The 14,268-nt window shown below is 35.0% G+C and carries 11 protein-coding genes; 6 read left to right on the forward strand and 5 right to left on the reverse strand.

Annotated features, from left to right (window positions below; translation table 11 throughout):
• Nucleotides 1-145: 145 nt before the first annotated feature.
• From RM542_RS10680 to uvrB, 5 genes are all read left to right on the forward strand, one after another.
• Nucleotides 146-3,268, forward strand: coding sequence for a discoidin domain-containing protein (locus RM542_RS10680; RefSeq protein WP_311385738.1), 3,123 nt, complete (start codon nucleotides 146-148; stop codon nucleotides 3,266-3,268).
• A gap of 99 nt (nucleotides 3,269-3,367) precedes the next feature.
• Nucleotides 3,368-4,264 carry an ABC transporter ATP-binding protein gene (locus RM542_RS10685; RefSeq protein WP_311385739.1) on the forward strand — a complete coding sequence of 299 codons (897 nt, stop codon included), beginning with the start codon at nucleotides 3,368-3,370 and terminating at the stop codon, nucleotides 4,262-4,264.
• Between the two features lie 10 nt (nucleotides 4,265-4,274).
• On the forward strand, nucleotides 4,275-5,108 hold the full coding sequence (locus RM542_RS10690; protein WP_311385740.1) for an ABC transporter permease: 834 nt from the start codon (nucleotides 4,275-4,277) through the stop codon (nucleotides 5,106-5,108).
• Between the two features lie 144 nt (nucleotides 5,109-5,252).
• Nucleotides 5,253-6,980 carry a T9SS type B sorting domain-containing protein gene (locus tag RM542_RS10695; protein WP_311385741.1) on the forward strand — a complete coding sequence of 576 codons (1,728 nt, stop codon included), beginning with the start codon at nucleotides 5,253-5,255 and terminating at the stop codon, nucleotides 6,978-6,980.
• A gap of 51 nt (nucleotides 6,981-7,031) precedes the next feature.
• Complete coding sequence (uvrB, locus tag RM542_RS10700) at nucleotides 7,032-9,020, forward strand: excinuclease ABC subunit UvrB (protein ID WP_311385742.1); 1,989 nt, start codon at nucleotides 7,032-7,034, stop codon at nucleotides 9,018-9,020.
• 91 nt (nucleotides 9,021-9,111) lie between these two features.
• Here the strand turns inward: uvrB and RM542_RS10705 are convergent, their stop codons facing one another.
• The 5 genes from RM542_RS10705 to RM542_RS10725 form a co-directional block, all read right to left on the reverse strand.
• A complete protein-coding gene (locus RM542_RS10705) occupies nucleotides 9,112-9,537 on the reverse strand; it encodes an Hsp20/alpha crystallin family protein (RefSeq protein ID WP_311385743.1) in 426 nt (141 codons plus the stop codon).
• A gap of 116 nt (nucleotides 9,538-9,653) precedes the next feature.
• A complete protein-coding gene (locus tag RM542_RS10710; RefSeq protein ID WP_311385744.1) occupies nucleotides 9,654-10,055 on the reverse strand; it encodes a TerB family tellurite resistance protein in 402 nt (133 codons plus the stop codon).
• Between the two features lie 103 nt (nucleotides 10,056-10,158).
• On the reverse strand, nucleotides 10,159-10,494 hold the full coding sequence (locus RM542_RS10715; RefSeq protein ID WP_311385745.1) for a hypothetical protein: 336 nt from the start codon (nucleotides 10,492-10,494) through the stop codon (nucleotides 10,159-10,161).
• Between the two features lie 429 nt (nucleotides 10,495-10,923).
• Entirely contained in the window at nucleotides 10,924-12,117 is a 1,194-nt protein-coding gene (gene sucC / locus RM542_RS10720) for an ADP-forming succinate--CoA ligase subunit beta (protein WP_311385746.1), read from the reverse strand.
• Between the two features lie 97 nt (nucleotides 12,118-12,214).
• Nucleotides 12,215-12,856 (reverse strand): LON peptidase substrate-binding domain-containing protein, encoded by a 642-nt coding sequence (locus RM542_RS10725; protein WP_311385747.1) that lies wholly within the window; start codon nucleotides 12,854-12,856, stop codon nucleotides 12,215-12,217.
• A gap of 157 nt (nucleotides 12,857-13,013) precedes the next feature.
• Between RM542_RS10725 and lysA the strand changes: the two genes are divergently transcribed.
• The gene (gene lysA, locus RM542_RS10730; protein ID WP_311385748.1) at nucleotides 13,014-14,255 is read left to right on the forward strand and encodes a diaminopimelate decarboxylase; all 1,242 of its coding nucleotides are present in this window, start codon (nucleotides 13,014-13,016) and stop codon (nucleotides 14,253-14,255) included.
• Nucleotides 14,256-14,268: the final 13 nt, after the last annotated feature.

A 14,268-nucleotide genomic window follows, 5' to 3' on the forward strand; every position in this document is an offset into this window, starting at 1 on the left:
ACACTAAATCAAGGACTACACTACAATTATCGATGAAATACAACAGCTATTAGGTTTTTCACAACAAACAATTGTCATTCAACCTCAGACGCAAGTATCTTACTAGTAATTAAGCGAATAGAACCCTACAAAATAGAAACACTTCATGAAACTGAGGCAACTTCTTTTTCTAACTATATTACTGATTACTTCGTTTGGTTATGCCCAACTTAGTGATTTACACTATTTGCCACCATTAAAACAAGGGAGGAATAATCAAGCAATCCAACAACAGTCTGTTTATTTATCTACCCCAGAGACAACTCCATTTACGGTTTTTGTATATAGAGGAACTAGTACAACATCAATTGCTAATTTCACCATTTCCAACGCATCCCCGCAAGAATATGTTTTAGGCAATGGGGATAATAATATAACCTTAGTAACAAATGCTAATACCGGAGTAGTTCTTAATAATGCTGGTCTTCGTTTCGAAGCTCCCAGTGGAAATAGTTTTTATGTTAATTACAGAGGAGTTTCGGGCTCACAAGCTGCTTCATTAACGGCCAAAGGTAGGGCTGCTATGGGGCAAAATTTCAAATGGGGTGGCGCACCCAATCTAGGAACACATTCTTCAAAATCCAACACTTTAGGTATTATGGCAACTGAAGATAATACTACTATAACGCTTTCAGGTTATAATCCAGACTGTACTTTTAGATTAGGTAGTGATAGTGATGGAATTACAGATAATAGCTATCAAATTATACTTGATAAAAATGAATCTTTTGTTTTTGAAGCTTACTTGGGAAATACATTTAGTTTAGCTCAAAGTGAAGGGTGGATTGGGGCTTCTGTAGATGCCGATAAAGATATCGTGATTAGCAATGGAATGCTGAACTATGGGCGACAAGCCAACGCCACAAATAGAGATGCAGGTATGGATCAACCTGTTCCAGAGGATAGATTGGGTAAAGAATATGTTTTTGTTAGAGCCGGAGGAACTGATGCAAATGAATTTCCAATAATTATTGCTACCCAAAATAATACTCAAATTTTTGTCAATGGTGCCTTAACCCCAATGGCAACAATTAATAGCGGCGAATTTTTTATGGTACCAGGCAGTAATTATTCTTCCAGTACTCCTGGGGCTAATATGTATGTACGTGTTTCAAAAGATGCATATGCCTACCAGAACATTGCCGGTAGTACGGGTATTCAAACTGCTGGTCTAAATTTTGTAGCACCTCTCAACTGTTTAATTCCAGATACAGTAAATAATATTCCAGATATAACCGATGCTGCCAATACAACTTTAACAGGCGGCATTACCATTATTGCATCAACAACAACCCCAGATTCTAACATTGTTGTTACAGATGGCACAGGTATAGTTACCATGCCCGCTTCAAATTCTGTTGCTGGCAATTCAGATTGGAAGACATTTTATATACCTAATCTTAGCGGAAATGTTGATGTGCAATCTACTGGACCTATTGCTGTCGGATTTTTTGGAGTTAACTCGAACCGGGGTATTGCAGGTTACTTCTCTGGATTTGATGTTGCACCAAATGTTAATCTTGAAATTACTGGTACGCAATGCCTTCCTGGTGCCTTTTTAGAAATAATAGGAGAAACTTTTGATGCATATCAATGGTATGGAGACGGCGAATTAATTGTTGGAGCAACTAGTACTACCTATGCTCCAACGGTAGCTGGCGACTATTTTGTTCGTGTTACTAAAGGACCATGCTTTTATGATTCTAATACATTGGCGGCTTACTATTGCGACCCAGATATTGAATTAATAAAAACAGCAGACTCCTCTTCACTAAATGAAGGGGATACTGTAACCTTTACAATTACAGTTCAAAATTATGCCGTTGACCCAGCAACTAATTTGGTAATTACTGATGCTTTACCCTTAGGGCTTTCATTAGTTTCTGTAACCCCTAGTGCAGGAACATGGACTTCACCTAATTGGAATGTAGGAACTTTAAATAGTGGTGAATTAGAAACTCTGGTTATAACAGCACTGGCTGATGAAATAGATAATGTACCATACAGAAATTTAACTAACATTGCGTTTAATGAACAGGATCAATCTGATTCTAATTTCACAACAGATAGTCCATTTGTCAACATCGAAATTAATTATGACAACGACGACGATAATGTAATAGATTCCTCAGATCTTGATGATGATAATGATGGGATTCTAGACAGTGTTGAATGCAATGTCGTGACTACGAATTTCGCGCTTACAGGTTCTGCTACATTAAGCTCAACATATCCTTCCGGCAATGCTTCAAAAGCAATTGATGGTAATACCAACGGAGCTTGGTCAAATGGCTCAATTGCTCATTCTCAAGCACCAACTAATACCGAATGGTTAACGATTGACTTAGGAACGTCAGAATTAATAGATGAGGTTCGTATTTGGAATCGCACTGATTGTTGCTCTCAAAGACTATCGGATGCTTATGTAATGATCTCAGATAACCCTTTTCCAGCAAATACTAATGTGAATGAATCATTAAATAACGCAGAATTTATTTTTCAAATTGGCAATACTAGTGGTGTATCAGAAATTGTTATTCCGGCAGGAATTAAAGCACGATATGTTCGTTTACAACAATCTGGGCAGAACTCTGGTTCTTTATACATCAATATTTCGGAACTACAAGTTATTGGACCATTAACTTGTGATACTGACTCAGATAACATACCTGATGTTTATGATCTTGACAGTGATGGCGATACTTGTAATGATACTATTGAAGCATATTATGATTCTAATGCCGACGGTGGTGATGGCGGTCAATATGGAACAGGAAATCCTCCAGCGATTAATCTCAATGGAACAGTTTCTGCAGCTTCTTATACAACTCCAATTGATATTGATACAAATAGCACTTTTGAATTCCAAGAGGCTGGGACATCTCCATTGATTACGATACAACCTGCTGACGAAAAAGTATTTCTACCAGATAATGGATCTTTTGGTTTAACAGAATCCAATACCGATAATTACCAGTGGCAAGTTAGTACGGATGGAGGAACTAATTTCAATGATATTAGTGATGGATTAGAATATGTAGGTACACAAACTGATGCCCTTACGGTTTTAGCACCTGAACAATCTAAAAATGGTTATCTATATCGAGTTATTCTTACAAATAATACTTTTATTTGTGGTGAGACCATTTCTAATGAAGTTGAACTAAACGTTGGTCCAAAAAACATTATTACCAACCGAAGAATTACCCTTCGCGTTAACCAAGACTAACTATTAATATTCGTTCTTATAATGTTTTTAAACAGAAGTTGTAACAATTTATGACCTATATCGTCATACTTCTATAACAATCAAAAAACCAATTCTGTTTTGGACACTATACTAACCGTATCCAATCTTACCAAAAAGTTTGGACATCTTACCGCAGTTAAAAATTTATCATTCACCATAGAAAAGGGCAATGTCTATGGTATTTTAGGCCCAAATGGTAGCGGAAAATCAACTACCTTAGGAATCATATTAAATGTTGTTAATAGAACAGCAGGAGAATTCAGTTGGTTCAATGGTGACACATCAACCCACGAAGCATTAAAAAAAGTAGGAGCAATTATTGAACGCCCAAACTTTTACCCATATATGACAGCCATTCAGAACTTAAAATTGGTATGCAAAATCAAAGAAGTTCCGGTTGATAAAATTCAAGAGAAATTAGAATTGGTTGGTCTTTGGGAAAGAAAAGACAGCAAATTCAAAACCTACTCTTTAGGTATGAAGCAGCGACTAGCAATTGCTTCTGCCCTGCTCAATGACCCTGAGATTTTAATATTAGATGAACCAACCAATGGTTTAGATCCACAAGGTATTCATCAAATTAGGGAAATAATTAAGAAAATTGCTGGTCTGGGAACTACCATTCTTCTAGCTTCACACCTTTTAGATGAAGTTGAAAAAGTATGTTCACATGTGGTCATTTTAAGAAAAGGTGAAAAGCTATATTCTGGCCCTGTTGATAGTATGCTTGCCAGTCATGGCTTCTTTGAATTACGTGCCGTGGAAATGGAAAAACTTAAAGGAGTTTTAGACACTAATACAAGTTTTAGTAAGATTGAAGCTGATAATGGAATCATAACTGCTTATTTAAAAGAAGATATGGAAGCAGAGGCTTTAAATAAAATCTTATTTGAGAAAGGAATTGTGCTTTCTCATTTGGTAAAAAGAAGAGAGAGTCTTGAAGAGCAATTTTTAGAATTAACCAAAAACAACTAATCCAAACGAAATGGTACGTTTACTACAAATAGAATTCATAAAACTCTGGAATAATAGAGCCAGTAAAATATTAATTACCTCTTATTTTGTATTGTTGACCTCTATTGCTTTGGTAGCTGCAATAAAATTCGACATTGGGCCGGTGAAGTTTCATTTGGCAGAAATAGGTATTTTCAATTTCCCATACATCTGGCATTTTAACACCTTTGTAACAGCATTTTTTAAATTGTTTTTAGCCATCGTTATTGTGTCTATGATGGCCAATGAATACAGCAACAAAACTATAAAGCAAAATCTGATTGATGGACTATCTAAAAAGGAGTTTATTTTATCAAAATTCTTAACAGTAATCTCGTTTTCATTGATTTCAACTGTTTTTGTCTTTGTTGTTTCTTTGATTTTAGGGCTGTTCTACTCTGATTACAATGAGATGTCCATAATATTTTCTGATTTAGAATTCGTTTTAGCATTTTTTATCAAGCTTGTTGGTTTCTTCTCCTTTTGTCTTTTCTTGGGCATTTTAGTCAAACGTTCAGCCTTTGCCCTTGGTTTTCTAATTATTTGGCAAGTTCTAGAAGGGATTATAAGAGGACTTATCAGATGGAAACTTTTTGACGGCGATACAACAGAGACTATAATGGGGTTCTTTCCACTACAATCAATGTTTAATTTAATTAAGCAACCAATTACAAGATTAGAAGCAGTGCAGACCGTAGCCGATCAAGTAGGTGAAAATGTTATTTTAGATTATCATGTACATTGGTATGAAATTTTAATAGTATTCGCCTGGACAGCTATTTTTATTTACCTGTCATATGCTTTATTAAAAAAACGCGATTTATAAGAAATTTTTTGCTTTTCTTTTTCCATTGCAAGTTGCTATCAAAGCACTTAAAAAGAGGAAACATGAAGTTTAAAGACGATTATACTTCAAATTTTTAAGCCTAAAAGAAGTTCACTATATTACAGTTCGTTTGAACGATGCTGTATGAAAAGAAAATTGCTCCTTATACTTGCACTATGTGTTTGTGCCTCAGGTTTTGCGCAAGACTGTCCCCCACTGCTAAGTCCAGTAAGTGGTCAAGTCGATGTACCTGTTGATGCTACAATTACTTGGGACCAAGTAGACGGAATACCCGGATATCAGATTCTGTTAGGTACAGCACCTGGGCAATCAGATTTAGGTCAGGCCTCTGTTGGTAGCGCAACTTCTTTTACACCAGAGACTGGCCTTCCGGAAAATACCGAGGTCTTCGTAACAATCATTTTAGATTTTTTATTTGAAGGCGGTACTGATATCGTATGTGACAGTCAATCATTCACCACAGTTGACGTTACTACTGCACCAGGCTGTACTACCATACGTACTCCTGTAAATGGTTCAACCGGAGTAAGTGTGTTCACGAATATTCTATGGAATTATGCCGCTACGGCGACCAGCTATGATATCATTGTTGGCACCGCACCTGGACTTGGTGATATTGCAACTACTAATGTGCAAAGTTTAGCTTTTAATCCAGCTGGTGAATTTCCACCGGACACGTTAATTTATGTGGAAATTACACCACGAAATGAAAATGGCACGGCCTTAAGTTGTACTGAATTCACCTTCAGAACAGGAGCTGTAGCACCCCTACCAAGTTGCACAAGTCTTATTCAACCTTTAAATGGGGCAACCAACATTCCGCTAACACCACTTTTAGAATGGGTGGCTGTACCTGGAGCAACAGGTTATCGCGTTACTATTGGTACTACCCCAGACGGTACCGATGTTCTTAATAATGCAACATTTTTTACCAATTCAACTTTCGTTATTGATTTTGAACCGAATCGTACATTCTTTATTACCATTACTCCTTTCAATGATTCAGGTGATGCAATTACCTGTGGCCAAGAAACTTTTTCCACTTTATTGGGCTGCGGACCTTTCTTAGACCAAGATACCGGTGAGTTTGTTTCACTCAATCCTGATATTACCTTACCAAATGTGTTTTCATTTTGTGAAAATTCTGACCCTTTAACTATTACCGCTCCGATTGGTGCTGATGGATATCGTTGGGTGAATTTTGATGAATTTGGAACACAAACATTATTATCCGAATTAAATGAGGTCACTATCACACAAACTGGTAGTTATTATCTTGAAGCGTATACCATAATTTCTCAACCTGGTGGAGTTATCGAGTGTCCAACCATTTTAGAGTTTGATGTAGTTTCTTCTGAGATTGCTACAATTAACAACCTTGTAGTTTCTGACACCGCTTTAGGCCTTAGAATTGAAGTGCAAGTGAGTGGTGCTGGCGATTATGAATATGCCATAGATGATATTACAGGCCCATATCAAGACAGTAATGTTTTTAGTGCAGTGACACCAGGTGGACACACCTTATATGTCAGAGATAAAAACGGATGTGGAATTGTTGAAGATAGTTTTGTTCAAGATTTAACCGTTGAAGGTTTTCCAAAATTTTTCACACCTAATGGTGATTCAACTAATGATTTTTGGCAGTTTATTCAGCCACAAGGGGAACAAATTATTCTTGCAAGCATACAAATTTTTGATAGATACGGTACATTTATTGCCGAGATAGATCAGAATTCTAGAGGTTGGGATGGCACCTTCAATGGAAGACCTTTGCCATCGGGCGGTTATTGGTTCAAAGCCATCGATGATAATGCTAGAGAAGTTCAAGGTTTTTTTACCCTTAAGCGTTAATCTTAAATTTTGACAAGCTTTTGTGACCCTCCGTTTTAGTATTTTTACCATATGAAATTTAAGGTTGTTGCAGATTTTACCCCTACGGGAGACCAACCACAGGCTATTGATAAATTAGCTAAAGGTATAGAAGGCGGTGAACCACATCAAACATTATTAGGAGTAACTGGCTCAGGCAAAACATTTACCGTGGCTAATGTGGTGGCAGAAGTGCAAAGACCTACTCTAGTTTTAGCTCATAATAAAACACTAGCTGCGCAATTGTATTCTGAGTTTAAGCAATTTTTTCCAGAAAATGCTGTAGAATATTTTGTGTCTTATTATGACTACTATCAGCCAGAAGCTTATATTCCAACTAGCGGAACATATATTGAAAAAGACCTCTCAATTAACGAGGATATTGAAAAACTAAGATTAAGCGCCACCTCTTCATTGCTATCTGGCCGCCGTGATGTATTAGTTGTTGCATCTGTTTCGTGTTTGTATGGTATTGGTAATCCTGTTGAATTTCAAAAAAATGTAATTTCAATACAAAGAGACCAGGTAATTTCTAGAACCAAATTTTTACATCAATTAGTGCAAAGTCTCTACTCTAGAACAACTGCAGATTTTAGAAATGGAAATTTTAGAGTAAAAGGAGATGTTGTTGATGTTTTTCCAGGTTATGCTGACCATGCATTTAGAATTCATTTTTTTGGAGATGAAATTGAAGAAATAGAAGCTCTAGACCCTGTCAATAATAAGGTTATTGAAATCTATGATAGTTTAAATATTTACCCAGCCAATATGTTTGTAACATCGCCAGATGTTCTACAAAACGCCATTCATCTTATCCAGGATGATTTAGTAAAGCAAGTTGATTATTTTAAAGATATCGCTCGACCGTTGGAGGCCAAACGTTTAGAAGAACGGACAAACTTTGATTTGGAAATGATTAGAGAACTAGGCTATTGCTCAGGAATAGAAAACTATTCAAGATACCTAGATGGCCGAGAACCTGGTACAAGACCTTTCTGTTTATTGGACTATTTTCCAGATGATTATTTGATGATTATTGATGAAAGTCATGTTACAATACCACAAGTTCACGCAATGTATGGTGGTGACCGATCAAGAAAAGAGAATTTAGTAGAGTATGGCTTTCGATTGCCTGCAGCAATGGATAATAGACCTTTGAAATTTGAAGAATTCGAAGCATTGCAAAACCAAGCCATTTACGTTAGTGCGACTCCAGCAGATTATGAACTACAATTATGTGAGGGAATATATGTGGAACAAGTTATTCGACCAACTGGATTACTTGACCCGATAATTGAAGTTAGACCAAGTTTAAATCAAATTGATGATTTAATTGAAGAAATTCAAAAAAGGGTGGAGTTAGATGAACGTACATTGGTAACCACCCTTACCAAAAGAATGGCCGAAGAATTAACAAAATACCTTTCGCGAATTGATGTGCGTTGTCGTTATATTCATAGTGATGTAGATACCTTAGAACGCGTCGAGATTATGCAAGATTTACGTAAAGGGATATTCGATGTTTTAGTTGGAGTAAACTTGCTACGTGAAGGTCTTGATTTACCAGAAGTATCTTTAGTAGCAATTTTGGATGCAGATAAAGAAGGGTTTTTAAGAAGTAATCGTTCTTTAACACAAACCGTTGGTCGTGCAGCGAGACACTTAAATGGTAGAGCACTAATGTATGCCGACAAGATTACGGACAGCATGCAAAAAACAATTGACGAAACTAATTATCGTAGAGAAAAACAAATCGCTTACAATACGAAGCACAATATGGTACCTAAAGCCCTTAATAAAAGTTTGGACAGTGCTTTAGCAAAAAATTCGGTATCTACCTATCATTTTCAAAAAGAAGAATTGCGAGCAGCAGAGCCAGATTTAGCTTATTTGACGCCTGATCAAAAAGCAAAAATGGTTCAACAAAAAAGAAAAGAAATGGAAAAAGCCGCAAAAGAGCTAAATTTTATGGAAGCTGCCAAACTTCGTGATGAGATTAAAATGCTACAAGAACAAGAATAAAAAGAAAGCGCCACTTTAAAAAGTGACGCTCTCCATACTAACCAACTAATCAACCAACCATTATGAAAACCAAATTGGCCCCATAATACACTTATCTTATTTCAATTAAACGCTTTGGTTTCGGCAAAGCTTCTTCTTTTTTTGGTACTAACAGCTTTAAAATTCCACTTTCATATTGTGCATTAATCTTGCTACCATCTACAGTTTTAGGCAGTGTAAATGCTCTTTTAAATGAAGTATGTGAAAACTCTTTTCTGGTAAACTTTCCATCTTTGTTTTCGTTCACTTTCTTTAAATCAGATGAAATAGTAAGCACATCGTTGTCTAACTCAATGTTAAAATCATCTTTTTGAAAGCCAGGTACAGATAATTCAATGACAAAGTCACTATCATTCTCCTTAATGTTTACTGCAGGAATATTATGATTCATGTTTTCAATACCACCAAACCAATCAGGATTGAAGATATCATTCATTAAACTTGGGAATATTAAATTGTTTCTTTTAACTAAACTCATGGTGAATAAATTTTAAAATTATTATCACCAATACATAGTCAAAAGATATACCAACAAGAAACAACTGTCATTTTGACTTGTTTTCTTGAGATGGAAATGCCATAATGACACTTTGTCTAATTTTGATGTATTTTGAAGATATTAATGAGTACCTCTGGCGGTACCATTTTATTAGGGTATTTATGCATTATTTCAAGTACCTGGCCTATAGCTGATGGCCTTAGCCCCATCCAAAGTCCGATATTGTGCAATTGCTCTATCTCCTTTTTATGCTGTTCTTGATCAACATTCATCAATAATAACAAACGATGAAATTGAACGATTTTTTTCAATTCTGTTTTTGGTGTTTTGATAGAGGCTTTTTCTTTTAACAAAGTATCCAACGATGCCTTTTTTATTTCAAGTAGATTAGCTACACTAAGAAGAAAATCGTATTCTGATTCTTTAATTTGATGATCAACTCTAGCAAAGGCTATGAGTTCACTCAATACACTTAGTTTGTCTTGGTAGGTATTCATAAAGAAAGGGTTACTTTATTATAACTGCAAGAAACTGGATTTCGTATAATAAAAAAATCCTGAATGTTTTCAGGATTTTTCAGCTAATTCAAATAACTATACTTTATACAGCTATTCTCACAGGAACTGTGTATGTTCTGCCTTCTTTAAAATCAATGGCATCTACTTTTTTATAATTCAAACGCCCTTTAACAAAGCCTTCTAAAGAATCATTTACTGTATCAACAGATAGAACAACAATCTCACCATCCTTATTGATAGTAAATTGCACTTTCGCAGTTAAATCTTCTTCAACGTCAAAAGAATTACTTTCTAACAGTTGATGAATTTGGGTAGATAAATTTTTTGTAGGATTTACAGGTTCAGCATTACTATTTGCTGATACGTTAACAGCTGCAAACATAGTAGCAGCAACCAATACTAGGCTAATTTTTCTCATGACTTGTTGTTTTTATCTCCGATTATTTTTTAGGAGATTGATTAATAATTGATTGATGATGTAATATTATAAAGACGTTCAAAAAAAGAAATTGTTACATGATGTGTATTTTTTAACAATAATTTATCGAATTCCCTATTTCTTACTCCTGTTCAAAATTAGATTGAAAAGAAGGACTATACTAAGGTGAAAGTGCTATTTAATACTTTAATAAATTTGGTAACAATGAATTCACTTATGAAGCATATTTCAAACTTGACTACCTATATAAATGATTGATACCTGTTCTTAACAATAACTATGGAAAATTCATGGATTGATTGGAATTGATATTTTTAAATAAATAATTCATTCAGTTCACTATCAAAACAAAAAAAGGGCAATGTTACATAAACATCACCCTTTCAATTATAGTTTGAGAAATTTAGCTTAAGCTAACACCTCTTTTACTTTATCAGCAGCTTCTTGAAACTGAACAGCAGAATGAACTGCTAATCCAGAATTATCAATAATCTCTTTTGCTAACTTAGCATTAGTACCTTGTAATCTAACAATAATCGGAACCTTAATAGCATCACCCATATTTTTATAAGCATCTACCACTCCTTGTGCAACTCTATCGCAACGGACAATTCCGCCGAAAATATTTATTAAGATAGCTTTGACATTGGTGTCCTTTAAAATAATACGGAAAGCTTCTTCTACCCTTTTTGCATCTGCTGTTCCACCTACATCTAAAAAGTTTGCAGGTTCACCGCCAGCCATCTTAATTAAATCCATTGTTGCCATAGCCAAACCAGCTCCGTTCACCATACAACCTACATTACCGTCTAAATCAACGTAATTAAGCCCTACAGCCCTTGCTTCAACCTCTATAGCGTTCTCTTCTCTTAGGTCACGCATTTCAGCATATTGTTTTCTTCTATATAATGCATTATCATCAATAGAAACCTTAGCATCAACCGCCATAATCAAGTCATCCGAAGTCTTTAAAACTGGATTGATTTCAAACATACTTGAATCACTTTGTACATAAGCTTTATATAATGACGCAACAAATTTGGTCATCTCTTTAAAAGCAGTGCCTGATAACCCAAGATTAAAAGCAATCTTTCTTGATTGGAAAGGCATTAATCCAACAGCAGGGTCAATCTCTTCTGTAAATATCAAATGAGGTGTTTTCTCTGCAACTTCCTCAATATCCATACCTCCTTCAGTAGAATACATAATCATATTTCTGCCCGTACCTCTATTAAGTAAAACCGACATATAAAATTCGTTAGTTTCAGATTCACCGGGATAATACACATCTTCCGCAATAAGTACTTGATGAACCTTCTTGCCTTCAGCCGAAGTTTGAGGTGTTATTAGATTCATACCTATAATACTTCCAGCTATTTCTTCTACTTCTTTTAAGTTTTTAGCTAATTTAACACCACCACCTTTACCACGGCCTCCTGCATGAACTTGAGCTTTAATAACATGCCACCCAGTACCTGTTTCTTGAGTTAACTGCTTAGCTGCATCTACCGCTTCTTTAGCATTATGAGCAACTATACCACGTTGAATACGTACTCCAAAACTTGCTAAAATCTCTTTACCTTGATATTCGTGAAGGTTCATATGAATGTAAAATTTTATTTGGCCACAAAAATAGGGAACCAGTAGTAGATTTAATAATTATCTACAAAAGAATTGAATACAAATGAAACCAAAAACCTTAGTCCACCTTAAAATCTTCAAAATCTAAAGGATCAAAATTCTTAAAGTGCCCGTTCATCTCAATTACAGCTTTTGTTGTATTTATTTGTTTTAAAATAGCAATAGTTGATTCTAAGTGAAGTCTAATAAAATGAAGCCTTTCGATTTCATTGGTAAGTTGCAACAATTCATATTCTTGATCAAAAGATAATCCCATTTTATGTGCAAAAGCATAACTATTAAATTTATCGGCTGGGACCGTTGGCAATTCTACAGCCATTAATTGATATAACTCTTCAATTTTTTCAAGCACATCAGAACGCAAATTTTCATCCGCATCATTATTAGCCTCTAAAAATTCTACTTCGCCCCCAGCATAAAGCTTATCTCCCATTTCATTCTCAAAAGAAACAACTTTAAAAACCTGTCTAGCTACGCAAACCACATCCATTTCACCACCTTCATAAGTATTTACAACTTCTACTAATTGTACTTCTGTTCCAAATTCAATTTTTTTATCAATGTAAACAGGAATTCCAAAAGTTATGGCCTCACTACGACAATCTTTAATTAATTCTTGATAACGCTCTTCAAAAATGTGAAGAGGAACAGTCTCTCCAGGAAAGAAAACAGATTGTAATGGAAACATTGGTAATTTCATTAGTGCAAATATTTTTTTTCTAAAATAAGAACAAGTAGACAATAGGACAACTTTACACTTTGTTATTTTTATAACAATTTGTTGTATTTATTTAATTATCTGAATAATTTCTTGTTTCACATGAAAACCTATTTTAAATTTGATAAAAATTGGTATTATGGATTCTAATAGATTGTTGAAAATTGCTGAAGATTACGGTGCACCACTTTATGTCTATGATGCCGATAAAATTACCTCACAATACCAAAGACTTACGAACGCTTTCGATGGCGTAGAAAATTTACGTTTGAATTATGCTTGTAAGGCATTATCGAATATTGCTGTACTTAGATTAATGAATAGTTTAGGTAGTGGTTTAGATACGGTATCAATACAAGAAGTAAAACTTGGCCTATTAGCAGGTTTCAAACCTGAGGCAATTATCTACACCCCAAATGGTGTTTCTTTAGAAGAGATTGAAGAAGCTGCTGCACTTGGAGTTCAAATCAACATCGACAATCTATCTGTTTTGGAGCAATTTGGTAGCAAACATCCAGATATTCCTGTTTGTATTCGTATTAATCCACATGTGATGGCAGGCGGTAATTCAAACATTTCTGTCGGTCATATAGATTCTAAATTCGGTATAAGTATCCATCAAATTCCACACTTATTACGTATCGTTGAATTGACAGACATGAATATCAATGGAATTCATATGCATACAGGGAGTGATATCTTAGATATTGATGTCTTCCTTTATGCTTCTGAAATTCTTTTTGAAACTGCTAAAAACTTTAAAAACCTCGAATTTATTGATTTTGGTAGTGGCTTTAAAGTACCATACAAAACTGGGGATATTGAAACTAACATCGAAGAATTAGGTAAAAAGCTAACACAACGTTTTAATGAATTCTGTGAAGAGTATGGAAAACAATTAACATTAGCATTTGAACCGGGCAAGTTTTTAGTAAGTGAAGCTGGTTATTTTTTAGCTAAAGTTAATGTTGTTAAACAAACTACATCAACAGTATTCGCTAGTGTTGATTCTGGGTTTAATCACTTAATTCGCCCAATGCTATATGGCTCTAATCATGAAATTGTAAATATTTCAAATCCTGATGGTCGAGAACGCTATTATTCTGTTGTTGGTTACATCTGTGAAACAGATACCTTTGGTAGCAATCGTCGTATAAATGAAATTAAAGAAGGTGATATTTTAGCCTTTAAAAATGCTGGGGCTTACTGTTTTACTATGGCAAGTAATTATAATTCTAGATATCGTCCAGCCGAAGTATTATTTTATAAAAATCAAGCCCACCTAATTCGCGAGCGAGAAACATTTGATGATATACTTAAAAATCAGGTTGATATATCTCAAGTTTTTGAAGAAAAAGTAGAAAAAGTGACCGCGAAATAATTTAGCACAATTT

The organism is Croceitalea sp. P059, assembly GCF_031846365.1.
Classification (GTDB): domain Bacteria; phylum Bacteroidota; class Bacteroidia; order Flavobacteriales; family Flavobacteriaceae; genus Croceitalea; species Croceitalea vernalis.

What these genes read in the sequence shown, in the direction of transcription:
- RM542_RS10690 (WP_311385740.1), top strand. Translation starts at nt 4,275, where the DNA reads ATGGTACGTTTACTACAAATAGAATTCATAAAACTCTGGAATAATAGA.
- RM542_RS10680 (WP_311385738.1), top strand. Translation starts at nt 146, where the DNA reads ATGAAACTGAGGCAACTTCTTTTTCTAACTATATTACTGATTACTTCG.
- RM542_RS10725 (WP_311385747.1), bottom strand. Translation starts at nt 12,856, where the DNA reads ATGAAATTACCAATGTTTCCATTACAATCTGTTTTCTTTCCTGGAGAG.
- RM542_RS10715 (WP_311385745.1), bottom strand. Translation starts at nt 10,494, where the DNA reads ATGAGAAAAATTAGCCTAGTATTGGTTGCTGCTACTATGTTTGCAGCT.
- RM542_RS10695 (WP_311385741.1), top strand. Translation starts at nt 5,253, where the DNA reads ATGAAAAGAAAATTGCTCCTTATACTTGCACTATGTGTTTGTGCCTCA.
- lysA (WP_311385748.1), top strand. Translation starts at nt 13,014, where the DNA reads ATGGATTCTAATAGATTGTTGAAAATTGCTGAAGATTACGGTGCACCA.
- uvrB (WP_311385742.1), top strand. Translation starts at nt 7,032, where the DNA reads ATGAAATTTAAGGTTGTTGCAGATTTTACCCCTACGGGAGACCAACCA.
- sucC (WP_311385746.1), bottom strand. Translation starts at nt 12,117, where the DNA reads ATGAACCTTCACGAATATCAAGGTAAAGAGATTTTAGCAAGTTTTGGA.
- RM542_RS10705 (WP_311385743.1), bottom strand. Translation starts at nt 9,537, where the DNA reads ATGAGTTTAGTTAAAAGAAACAATTTAATATTCCCAAGTTTAATGAAT.
- RM542_RS10710 (WP_311385744.1), bottom strand. Translation starts at nt 10,055, where the DNA reads ATGAATACCTACCAAGACAAACTAAGTGTATTGAGTGAACTCATAGCC.